This is a genomic window from Allocellulophaga tsushimaensis (assembly GCF_055383085.1).
Genome location: NZ_AP039451.1, coordinates 2635392 through 2647262 on the forward strand (window position 1 = coordinate 2635392; position 11871 = coordinate 2647262).

Here is an 11871-nt window from a genome sequence, read left to right on the forward strand (position 1 = left end):
AATAATTTTGTTATAATGAACAATGATTACTTTTGCACCATATAAATTATATAACAATGGCAAATATTAGAGATTTAAAAAAAGATATTAATTACGTTTTAGGAGATATTATAGAAGCTGTATATTTCTGGGAAGCATCAAATAATAAAAAAAATTCAAAAGAAGGGTCTGCAATCATTGATAAAGCTATTACTATTTTTGATGATTTAATTGAAAAGGTGAACAAAAAAAATGTAGATAATCGTAAAACGCATTTGAAAAAAGTAAGAGTAGAACTAGAAGAGAAAGCAACCAAATTAATAGAAAGTTTAAATAAACTAAGCTAGATTTCACCTGGTAAAGCTTAGTGTAAAATATATTAAAATAAAAAAACCAATGAATAATGTTATTCATTGGTTTTTTTATAAGTCATAAAGTAATTAAATACTTTATGTTACATTTTTTTATCCATTTTGGTCACTAAAATAGGTACAGAAACTCTTGTTTTTCCCCACCCCATTACTAAATGAGTTCCGTTTTCAACATCTTTAAAAGTCATAGAAAAGGCTTCTAAACTTTCATCACCATTAGAAACACTTCCTTTTACACGTAATACATCAGCAGCTTCTTGGTATGAGTAGGCCCCCCATTGATTTAAATTTGTATTTAAAATAACAGTCCATTCATTTGCACCAGGTATAGTAAATAAAGAATAGGTGCCAGCTTTAACAGCTTTACCACCAAAAGTTGCATCATGGTAAAATGTAATTTCTACAGCTTCATTAGCTCCAGTTCTCCATACTTTCCCCAAAGGTGCAAGTTCTGAGATAGAACGCCCTTTTAATTGAGGTCTACTATATGTTATTTTAACAGTCTTATCAGCAATTCTATAACTACTAGGATAAGAAACAATATCAGCCGGGCTTTTATCTAATCCACTAAATTTTTGAGCATTCATTTGCGTAGTGCAAACCATTACAAATGCTGTAAATACAATTTTAAGTAAGTTTTTCATTTTTGTTTGTTTTATTTTTATTTAATTTTTTTGTTTTAACCAGTATAGTCGGTACTTGAATGTACAACTTACAAAATACTTGGTTTATAGCTAATTACTTGATTTTAAATTATTTTTTTTAATAAATATACATATTATAGTTTCATATTGTAATCATTTTTGGTAATTATGTTTTTTAAATGAAACATTAAACGCATATTTGCTGTATTAATATAAGTTTTATGTGTGGAATAGTTTGTGCATTTGATGTGAAAGAAAATACGGAGGTATTACGCCCTCAGTTATTAAAAATGTCTAAAAAAATCAGACATAGAGGGCCAGATTGGAGTGGTATATTTGCAAATGATAAAGCAATATTAGCACACGAACGTTTAGCTATTGTTGACCCCGCTTCTGGAAAACAACCCTTATTTAGTGATGATAATAAACTAGTTCTAGCAGCGAATGGTGAAATATATAATCATAGAGAATTGCGTAAGCAATTTAATGGAAGCTATAACTTTAAGACAGAATCTGATTGTGAAGTAATACTGGCACTGTATCAAGAAAAAGGACCTAGTTTCTTAGATGAAATGAATGGTATTTTTGGTTTCACCATTTATGACACAGAAAAAGATGAATATTTTGTAGCTCGAGATCATATGGGTATTATACCATTGTATATGGGTTGGGATAAGAATGGAACATTTTATGTGGCTTCAGAATTAAAAGCTTTAGAAGGTACATGTACTAGGATAGAACTCTTTCCTCCAGGTCATTATTTGCATAGTAAAGATGGAGAATTAAAGAAATGGTATGCTCGTGATTGGATGGAATATGATGCAGTAAAAGAAAACGAAACCAGTATCAAAGAGATTAAAGAAGCTTTAGAAGCGGCTGTAAGACGTCAGTTAATGTCAGATGTGCCGTATGGAGTATTATTATCAGGAGGTTTAGATTCTTCTGTAACTTCTGCTATAGCAAAAAAATACGCTCAAAAAAGAATAGAATCAGATGATACTAAAGATGCTTGGTGGCCTCAATTACACTCTTTTTCAGTAGGCTTAGACGGCTCTCCAGATTTGGCAGCGGCTCAAAAAGTAGCAGACCATATTGGTACAGTTCATCATGAAATTAAATTTACAATTCAAGAAGGTTTAGATGCTATAAAAGATGTAGTGTATAATTTAGAAACCTATGATATTACTACTATTAGAGCCTCAACTCCTATGTATTTAATGGCAAGAGTTATAAAATCTATGGGGATAAAAATGGTCTTATCAGGAGAAGGAGCAGATGAGTTATTTGGAGGGTATTTATACTTTCATAAAGCGCCAAATGATAAAGAGTTTCATGAAGAAACAGTACGTAAATTAAGCAAACTTCATATGTACGATTGTTTGCGTGCAAACAAATCTTTAGCAGCTTGGGGTATTGAAGGACGTGTGCCATTTTTAGATAAAGAATTTATGGATGTGGCAATGCGCATTAATCCAAAAGATAAAATGATTAATGGCGAACGTATGGAGAAATGGGTAGTTCGTAAAGCATTTGAAGATATGCTGCCAGAAAGTGTGGCATGGCGACAAAAAGAACAATTTTCAGATGGAGTAGGATATAGTTGGATAGATACTTTAAAAGAAGTGGTAGAAGAAGCGGTTTCTGATGAACAACTTGCCAATGCAAAATTCCGTTTTCCATTGCAAACACCAACCTCAAAAGAAGAATTTTATTACCGCTCTATTTTTGAAGAGCATTTTCCTTCAGATGCAGCAGCTCTTTGTGTACCGCAAGAGGCATCTGTTGCATGTAGTACACAAATAGCATTAGAGTGGGATGAAGCATTTAAAAATATGAACGATCCTTCTGGAAGAGCAGTAGCTAATGTACATGATGATGCTTATGTAAATTAAATTTTTATTTTTTTGAATTAACAACTGTCCTCATTCAGTTTTAATTATAATTAGTCCATAAGAAACACCCAATTAGGGTGTTTCTTTGTTTAGAGTATTAATCATATTTTAAAAAGGAAATTAAGGTTCATTTTGTCCACAATTTTTGTTGATAACTTAAGGGTGTAGTATTGATGCAAACCCTTTAATGGATGGGGGATTCGTTATATTTGTAAGATTGCTAAATTTTCAAAAAAACACAAGTTTAAATAATCAACTTATGTTTTTTATTTTGCAACGACCATGAGTATAAATAACAATCTTAAATTTATGAGCGAAGAAGCAAATAAAGACGAGCAAAAGAAAAATAATTATTCTGCTGATAGTATTCAAGCACTAGAAGGAATGGAGCATGTTAGAATGCGACCATCCATGTATATTGGGGATGTAGGAGTACGTGGTTTACACCATCTCGTATATGAAGTAGTTGACAACTCTATTGATGAAGCAATGGGAGGCCATTGTGATACTATTTCTGTAACGATTAATGAAGATGGTTCTTTAACGGTTAGGGATAATGGACGTGGTATTCCCGTTGATATTCATAAAAAAGAAGGCATTTCTGCACTAGAGGTAGTAATGACAAAAATTGGAGCAGGAGGTAAGTTTGATAAAGATTCCTATAAGGTTTCAGGTGGTCTTCATGGTGTAGGTGTTTCCTGTGTAAATGCCTTATCTAAAGATTTAAAAGCTACTGTTTTTAGAAATGGGACTATTTATGAGCAAGAGTATAAGCAAGGTAAATCGCAATACCCAGTAAAGAGTATTGGAGAAACAGATAGTAGAGGTACCGAAGTTACTTTTTATCCAGATGATACTATTTTTACACAAACAATAGAATTTAATTATGAGACACTTGCAAATAGAATGCGAGAACTTTCATTTTTAAATAAAGGAGTGGCTATTACGATCACTGATAAAAGAGTAAAAGACAAAGAAAGTGATTCTGGTTTCTTAGGCGAACGCTTCTACTCTGAAGAAGGGCTTAAGGAATTTATAAAATTCCTTGATGGTAATCGTGAACCACTTATTAAAAGTGTAATTTCTATGGAAGGCGAGAAAAACGGTATTCCTGTTGAAGTTGCAATGATGTATAATACATCTTACACAGAAAATTTGCACTCATATGTAAATAATATCAATACACATGAAGGAGGAACACATTTATCTGGTTTTAGAAGAGGATTAACTGGTACACTTAAAAAGTATGCAGATGCTTCTGGAATGCTAGATAAACTAAAATTTGAAATTCAAGGAGACGATTTTAGAGAAGGTTTAACTGCTATTGTTTCTGTAAAAGTTTCTGAGCCACAATTTGAAGGTCAGACAAAAACAAAGCTAGGAAACCGAGAGGTGTCTTCAGCGGTAAGTCAGGCAGTTTCAGAAATGTTAACGAACTATCTTGAAGAGAATCCAGAAGATGCTAAAGTAATTATTCAGAAAGTTGTTCTTGCTGCTACTGCTAGGCATGCTGCTACTAAAGCGCGTGAAATGGTACAGCGAAAAACCGTAATGAGTATTGGTGGTTTGCCTGGTAAATTATCAGATTGCTCAGAGCAAGATCCAGAAATTTGTGAAGTATTTCTAGTAGAGGGAGATTCTGCAGGTGGAACAGCAAAAATGGGAAGAGATAGAAAGTTTCAAGCAATCTTACCTTTACGTGGTAAAATCTTGAATGTTGAAAAAGCAATGACCCATAAAGTCTTTGAGAACGAAGAAATTAAAAATATTTATACGGCGCTCGGAGTAACTATTGGAACAGAAGAAGACAGTAAGGCTTTAAATTTAGAAAAACTACGGTATCATAAAGTAGTTATTATGTGTGATGCCGATGTAGATGGGAGTCATATTGAAACTTTAATTTTAACATTCTTCTTCCGTTATATGAGAGAGCTTATAGAAGGTGGGCATGTTTATATAGCAACACCCCCACTGTATTTAGTTAAAAAAGGAGCTAAGAAAAGGTACGCTTGGAATGATGAAGAACGAGATGAAATAGCAGAAAGTTTTAATGGTAGTGTAAATATTCAACGTTACAAAGGTCTTGGAGAAATGAATGCGGTACAATTATGGGACACCACAATGAATCCAGATTTTAGGACATTAAGACAAGTAACAATAGATAATGCAACAGAAACAGACCGTGTTTTTTCTATGTTAATGGGAGATGAAGTGCCTCCAAGAAGAGAGTTTATAGAGAAAAATGCCGTGTATGCGAACATTGATGCATAAATAATACTAGTTTCACAACAAAAACTCGTACCATAGGTACGAGTTTTTTAGTTTTGAGGAAGTAAAAAAATCGGTTATAAGGATTAAAAATTACGATCAAATACCATATAACGGTAATTTTACATTTAAAATTAAATTGATAATCATAATTTTAAATTCTTATAGCATGAAAAAAATACTTTTCTTAATTTTTATGGGTATTACTTCTTTAAGTATGGCTCAAGCAGATTTTAATGATATCTTCTCAGCTGGCTTAGAAGATGCAAATCAATTTGCAAACGATTATTTCTCACCTTTATCAGAAGCTACTGTATATGGTATTTCTACTGGTTGGTATAATTCTGGAAAATCTAAACCTTTAGGTGGGTTCGAAATTTCTATTATTGGGAATGTAACAGGATTTAAAAATAAAGAAGATAAAAAGACTTTTGTTTTAAATACTGCTGATTACCAAAATTTACAATTTGTAGATGGTAGTACTTCACAAACAGTTGCCTCTGTATTAGGAGATCTTACAGGAATAGAAGTTTTTGTAGAAGCAGAAGGTCCCGGAGGTATAGGAACTCAAAGACAACAATTTACGCTTCCGTCTGGTTTAGCTGCTGAGAATCTAAACTTTTTACCTTCTGGCTTTTTACAAGCTAGTGTAGGTTTAATAAAGGGATTGGAAGTAAAAGCACGTTATATTCCTAAAATAAATACAGACGATGTAGAAGCAGGCTTATTTGGGGCTGGCTTGCAATACGATTTTACATCATTATTACCAGCAGATAAAATTTTACCAATTGCGATATCTGGCGTCATTGGATATACAAGTTTAGATGGTGAATTTAATATTAACGATATTTCTGGTATTGGAGGCTCAGATCAAATTATAGCGCTTAATTTTTCTTCATTAGTCTTTAATGCTGTAATTTCAACTAAATTACCTATAATTAATTTTTACGGAGGAGTAGGTTATATTTCTGGAAAATCTACAATTGATGTTTTGGGGGATTATACCGTAGGAGTTGGTCCTTTCTCTAGAACAGAAAGTGATCCTATTTCAATTTCTAAATCTGTAAATGGTGTTACTGCTAATGTTGGTACAAAACTAAAATTAGGCTTTTTTAGATTAAATGCTGATTACACTTTAGCAGCATTTAACACATTATCTATAGGTGTTAATTTTGGTTTTAGATAAGAAAAACAATATACATAAAAGACCTATAATTCTTCATAGGTCTTTTATGTATATTGTTTCATCAGTCTATTGTCTAATAGCTAAAATGTAACCATTTTCATATTGTAATTTTTGATCAGCCATAATAACAATATCATCTGGTAAATCTGTGCCAGGATATGATATAATGTAATTATCTCCGTCCCTTTCCCATCTGAAATCTGTTTGCAATACAATCTTTTTTTGTTCTCTTACATGAAGTCTACCTAAATAAGCATCATTAAAAATCCATTCAGATTGACCTTGTAATGTCTTAGAACTGGTAGTATTGTTGATTTCGTTAGACCAAATGCCAATAATAGGGTCATTGTTGACTTCAATTTTTGTGCAACTTGCAAAAAAAAGTATAGCAAAAATTGCTAAGTATGGGAAATACTTTCTCATTATAAGTAGGTTTTAAATGTATTTGGGATCATAAATATATAAAAGCTTGGAGATAAAGCACAATTCTTTCGATGTAATGCAGCTTGATTGATTTTTTTTCGTTGAATTACTATTTTTTTTAACAAAATAGAATGATCGGTTAAGTGAAACTTATGCTAAAATCTTTTTTAAACCATAAATCCATATTTTTTTTCTATTATAATTCAGTACTTTTGATGGCAGAAAATCAATTTTAAAAATATAGAAAAATGAAAGTTACGGTAGTAGGAGCAGGTGCAGTTGGTGCAAGTTGTGCAGAATATATTGCAATAAAGAATTTTGCTTCAGAAGTTGTTTTATTAGATATAAAAGAAGGTTATGCAGAGGGTAAAGCAATGGATTTAATGCAAACAGCCTCTTTAAATGGCTTTGATACAAAAATAACGGGTATTACTAATGATTATTCTGCTACTGCAGGAAGTGATATTGCAGTAATTACATCTGGTATTCCACGTAAACCAGGAATGACAAGAGAAGAGTTAATAGGAATTAATGCTGGCATTGTAAAGTCTGTTTCTGCAAGCTTAGTAGCGCAATCTCCAAATGTTACTTTAATAATAGTAAGTAATCCTATGGATACCATGACCTATTTAGTTCATAAAACTACAGGATTGCCTAAGCATAAAATTATAGGCATGGGTGGAGCTTTAGATAGTGCTCGTTTTAAGTACCGTTTGGCAGAAGCTTTAGAAGCACCTATTTCTGATGTAGATGGAATGGTAATTGGAGGTCATAGTGATAAAGGAATGGTTCCATTAACTGGGCATGCAACAAGAAATAGTGTTAAAGTTTCTGAATTTTTGTCAGAAGAACGTTTAGAACAAGTAGCACAAGATACAAAAGTAGGAGGCGCAACCTTAACGGGTTTATTAGGAACTAGTGCCTGGTACGCTCCTGGTGCAGCTGTTTCTGGATTGGTACAGGCAATAGCATGCGATCAAAAGAAAATGTTTCCATGCTCAACTTTTTTAGAAGGAGAGTATCATTTAAATGATATCTGTATTGGAGTTCCAGTAATACTTGGGAAAAACGGAATAGAAAAAATCGTTGAAATTGAATTAACAGATGCGGAGAAAGCTAAAATGCAAGAAAGTGCAGCAGGTGTGTCTAAAACAAACACCTTGTTGGATCTATAAATTTCAGTATTAAAAATAATATAAGAGCTTCATATCATTATATGAAGCTCTTTTGTTTTATGACCACTTAATTAATACATATTACAACAAATATCTTATGTTATAGAATCTTTATTTTTATATTTGCGGCATGAATGCAAAATGGTACATCAGTACTTTAATCATTATTTTAACCTTAATAGGGTTAAATACAGAGCAAACTAAGCTTGCTAATCAGCAGATTCTATTAGAATTTACTGATGTAGCAAACACTTCTTCTACTGCTCATGATGATATCATAGCAAAAATCACAGAAAAATTACAAGTATTAGGCATAGACAACATCGAAATAATAGATGAAGATCGTGCAGCATTAAGTATCCGTTATTACAGTAATATAGATGCTCTTAGTGTTAAAGAATTGCTTACCCAAGAAGGACTATCAATAGGATCTGAACCATTAAAAACGAAACCTCTTGATGAAATTCCTCAAGATGAAGCTCCTGAAAATTACAGTTTAGCAGTTTATGATCTTAAAGAACAATCTGATAACGCATTAAGCTTAAATGGAAAATTTGCTTTTGAGTTAAATGATGATTACAAAAGGTTTTCTAACCCACCTGTACTACAATTCTTTTTTGATAGCGTTAGCAGCAAAGAAGATAATTTTACAACAGTTGCATACAAAATAAATAGGGCTATTGCAATAGCAATAGATCATACTTCACATCAAATACCAGAGGTAAGGGCAGGCCCCTTTGCCTTTAGCTAAGTCATTCACTTTTTTATAAAAAGTTAATACAGCATGCTAAAAATAAACATGCTTAGCATTAATATGCTAAGACATTACGGAGATTAATATTACACATATACATACATTATTTAGTAAAGAAATTCATATCCTAATGGATACTGAATGATATACTTTAATTTAAAAACGAATAAAATGCAAAATAAAGGACTTATAAAGCTTTTCGCTTTTTTGTTTGGACTAGTAAGTATTTATCAGTTATCATATACTTACATAACAGATAAAATAGAAGAAGATGCAGTTGCGCAAGCAATTACAAATGTTGTTGAAACAGAAGATAATAAAGAACAACTAAAAGATTTAAGAGAAGAATCAGCAGCACAATATTTACAATCTATTGGAGATAGTACTGCTTTTGGTTTTACTACATATAATGCCGCTAAATCTAAAGCACTTAATAAAGGTCTGGATTTAAAGGGTGGTATAAATGTTACCCTACAAATATCAGTAAAAGATATATTAAAAGGCTTAGCAAATAATTCTACCAATAAAATTTTTAATGATGCATTAGATAAAGCAGATGAAGCATCAAAAAATAATGATGATACTTATATTAATCTGTTTTTTGAAGCTTTTGATGAAATTTCTGGCGATACCAAATTAGCATCACCAGAAATTTTCGCAAATAAGGGCTTAAGTGACGAAATAAATTTCCAAACCTCTGATGAGGTTACTAAAAGGGTCATTAGAGAAAAGTTAGATGAATCTATTGTTTCTGCCTTTGAGGTATTAAGAGAACGTATAGATGGTTTAGGGGTTACACAACCTAACATACAAAGAGAAGGTACCTCTGGTCGTATCTTGGTTGAATTACCTGGTGCTAAAGATGTAAAACGAATAAAAGAATTACTATCTACAACAGCAGAATTAGAATTCTGGGAAACGTATAAGCCAGAAAATGCAGCATTAAGCCAGTTTTTAGCAGCGGCTAATGAAAAATTAAAAACCTTAGTTGAGGTTGAAACTCCAGAAAAGGAAGTGAAAGAAGAGTCTGAAATAGATTCATTACTTTCTAGTGTAGAAGATACTTTAGATGTTGCAAAACAAGTAAATCCTTTATTTGAATTAATGATTCCTCCTGCACCAGGGAGTTATGCTTTTATTAGAGCAGATATCAATAATACTAAAAAGATAAGTGAGTATTTAGAAATGCCAGAGATTAAGCGTTTGTTACCTAGAGAATTACAATACGCAAAATTTGCATGGGAAAGACCCTCAGAAGGCGTTACTATAGTAGGTTTATATGCTTTAAAATCTAATAGAGAAGGTAAAGCTAGGATGAGCGGAGATGTGGTTAGTGGTGCTAGAGATATTTTTGATCAGCGTAATAGACCAGCAATAAGCATGAGTATGAATACGAAGGGTTCTAAATCATGGCAGAAACTTACTAGTGATGCTAATGTTAACGGAACTGGTATAGCAGTAGTTTTAGATAATAAAGTATACACTGCTCCAGGTTGTTCTGTAGTGGGGGGTATTACTGGTGGTGGTACCGAAATTACAGGTACATTCACAATTGCAGAAACAAAAGATATTGCTAACGTATTAAGAGCAGGTAAGTTGCCAGCATCAGCAGAAATTATTGAATCAGAGATTGTTGGACCTTCTTTAGGACAAGAAGCTATTGATAGTGGTTTAAATTCATTTATGATAGCCATGGCAATTGTATTGCTATGGATGGTATTTTATTATGGTAGAGCTGGTATTTTTGCTGATATTGCTTTATTATTCAATATTCTTTTAATATTTGGAGTATTAACAAGTGTAAAAGCTGTATTAACCTTACCAGGTATTGCAGGTATTGTTTTAACAATAGGGATGTCTGTGGATGCAAACGTACTTATTTTTGAACGTATCAAAGAAGAAATAGCTAAAGGAAAAGGAAAATCCTTGGCTATAGAGGATGGTTTTAGTAATGCATTATCTTCTATCTTAGATGCCAATATTACTACGGGTCTTACCGCAGTTATTCTATTTATTTTTGGCTCAGGTCCTATAAAAGGTTTTGCAACTACCTTAATAATTGGTATTCTTACTTCATTATTTACAGCAATCTTTATTACCAGATTATTAATAGAGTGGTACTTATCTGGAAAAGACAGAAAATTAGATTTTTATACCGGTGCAACCAAAAACTTATTCCGTAATATTAATGTAAATTTCTTATCTAAACGTAAAATTGCTTATGTACTTTCGTTTGTATTAGTAGGCATAGGCTTATTTTCTTTATTCTTTGGACCAGGCTTGCAACAAGGTGTAGATTTTATTGGTGGACGCTCGTATCAGGTGCGTTTTGAGAATGATGTGAATGCATCTGAAATTGCATCTGTATTAAACGATGAGGCTGTTTTTGGAAGTGGAACAAATGTAAAAACATTTGGTGGGGCTAATCAATTAAAAATTACTACGCCCTATAAAGTTGATATAGAAGGAATTGAAGTCGATACCGAAATTCAAGGAAAATTATACACGGCATTACAAAAATACCTTCCAGATGGAATTACACAAGCGCAATTTGGTCTAGATTCTGGGGAAGAAAAAACCATTGGAATTATGCAGTCTAAAAAGGTAGGACCAACCATTGCGGATGATATAAAAAATAATGCATTTTTAGCGATATTAGGCTCCTTAGCAGTTGTATTCTTATACATATTATTGCGTTTCCGTAGATGGCAGTTCTCACTAGGAGCTGTAGTGGCAGTATTCCATGATGTTTTATTAGTACTGGGAATCTTCTCTATTTTTGGTAAAATAATGCCATTTAATATGGAGATAGATCAAGCGTTTATTGCAGCAATACTAACCGTAATTGGATATTCATTGAATGATACCGTGGTGGTCTTTGACCGTATTCGTGAAGTGGTTAGGGAAAGAGGCTGGAAAGCAGGAGAGAATATTAATTCTGCTTTAAATAGTACTCTAAGTAGAACCTTAAACACCTCTTTAACTACTTTAGTGGTATTATTAGCCATATTTACTTTTGGAGGCGAATCACTTCAAGGATTTATGTTTGCAATGATCATTGGTATTGTAGTGGGTACATATTCTTCTTTATTTATTGCAACACCAATAATGTTTGATAGTTTAAAGAAAAAAACACAAGAAGGCGTATCAGTTAAGAAATAATTTTTTTAAAAGCTAAT

General features: G+C 32.4%; 9 protein-coding genes. 7 read left to right on the forward strand and 2 right to left on the reverse strand.

Translation table 11 applies throughout. From position 1 onward, the window contains the following. Positions 1-56 precede the first annotated feature (56 nt). Positions 57-326: a hypothetical protein gene (locus ACZ451_RS11360; RefSeq protein ID WP_464212481.1), complete on the forward strand. Its 270-nt coding sequence runs from the start codon at positions 57-59 to the stop codon at positions 324-326. A gap of 107 nt (positions 327-433) precedes the next feature. Here ACZ451_RS11360 and ACZ451_RS11365 read toward each other — a convergent pair whose 3' ends face one another. Continuing rightward, the gene (locus ACZ451_RS11365) at positions 434-994 is read right to left on the reverse strand and encodes a DUF2911 domain-containing protein (protein ID WP_464212483.1); all 561 of its coding nucleotides are present in this window, start codon (positions 992-994) and stop codon (positions 434-436) included. 221 nt (positions 995-1215) lie between these two features. On the opposite strand from ACZ451_RS11365, the gene asnB reads away from it, so the two are divergent. The 3 genes from asnB to ACZ451_RS11380 all read left to right on the forward strand — a co-directional run bounded on the left by asnB (position 1216) and on the right by ACZ451_RS11380 (position 6340). Then, the gene (asnB, locus tag ACZ451_RS11370) at positions 1216-2886 is read left to right on the forward strand and encodes an asparagine synthase B (protein ID WP_464212485.1); all 1671 of its coding nucleotides are present in this window, start codon (positions 1216-1218) and stop codon (positions 2884-2886) included. A gap of 309 nt (positions 2887-3195) precedes the next feature. Then, positions 3196-5157: a DNA topoisomerase (ATP-hydrolyzing) subunit B gene (gene gyrB / locus ACZ451_RS11375; RefSeq protein ID WP_464212487.1), complete on the forward strand. Its 1962-nt coding sequence runs from the start codon at positions 3196-3198 to the stop codon at positions 5155-5157. A gap of 166 nt (positions 5158-5323) precedes the next feature. Next, a complete protein-coding gene (locus tag ACZ451_RS11380) occupies positions 5324-6340 on the forward strand; it encodes a DUF6588 family protein (RefSeq protein WP_464212489.1) in 1017 nt (338 codons plus the stop codon). 66 nt (positions 6341-6406) lie between these two features. Here the strand turns inward: ACZ451_RS11380 and ACZ451_RS11385 are convergent, their stop codons facing one another. Next, entirely contained in the window at positions 6407-6763 is a 357-nt protein-coding gene (locus ACZ451_RS11385; protein WP_464212491.1) for a hypothetical protein, read from the reverse strand. A gap of 248 nt (positions 6764-7011) precedes the next feature. On the opposite strand from ACZ451_RS11385, the gene ACZ451_RS11390 reads away from it, so the two are divergent. The 3 genes from ACZ451_RS11390 to secDF all read left to right on the forward strand — a co-directional run bounded on the left by ACZ451_RS11390 (position 7012) and on the right by secDF (position 11854). Beyond that, positions 7012-7938, forward strand: a complete 927-nt coding sequence (locus tag ACZ451_RS11390; RefSeq protein ID WP_464212493.1) for a malate dehydrogenase — start codon at positions 7012-7014, stop codon at positions 7936-7938. 130 nt (positions 7939-8068) lie between these two features. Continuing rightward, positions 8069-8689, forward strand: coding sequence for a hypothetical protein (locus ACZ451_RS11395; RefSeq protein WP_464212495.1), 621 nt, complete (start codon positions 8069-8071; stop codon positions 8687-8689). 174 nt (positions 8690-8863) lie between these two features. After that, on the forward strand, positions 8864-11854 hold the full coding sequence (secDF, locus tag ACZ451_RS11400; protein WP_464212497.1) for a protein translocase subunit SecDF: 2991 nt from the start codon (positions 8864-8866) through the stop codon (positions 11852-11854). Positions 11855-11871: the final 17 nt, after the last annotated feature.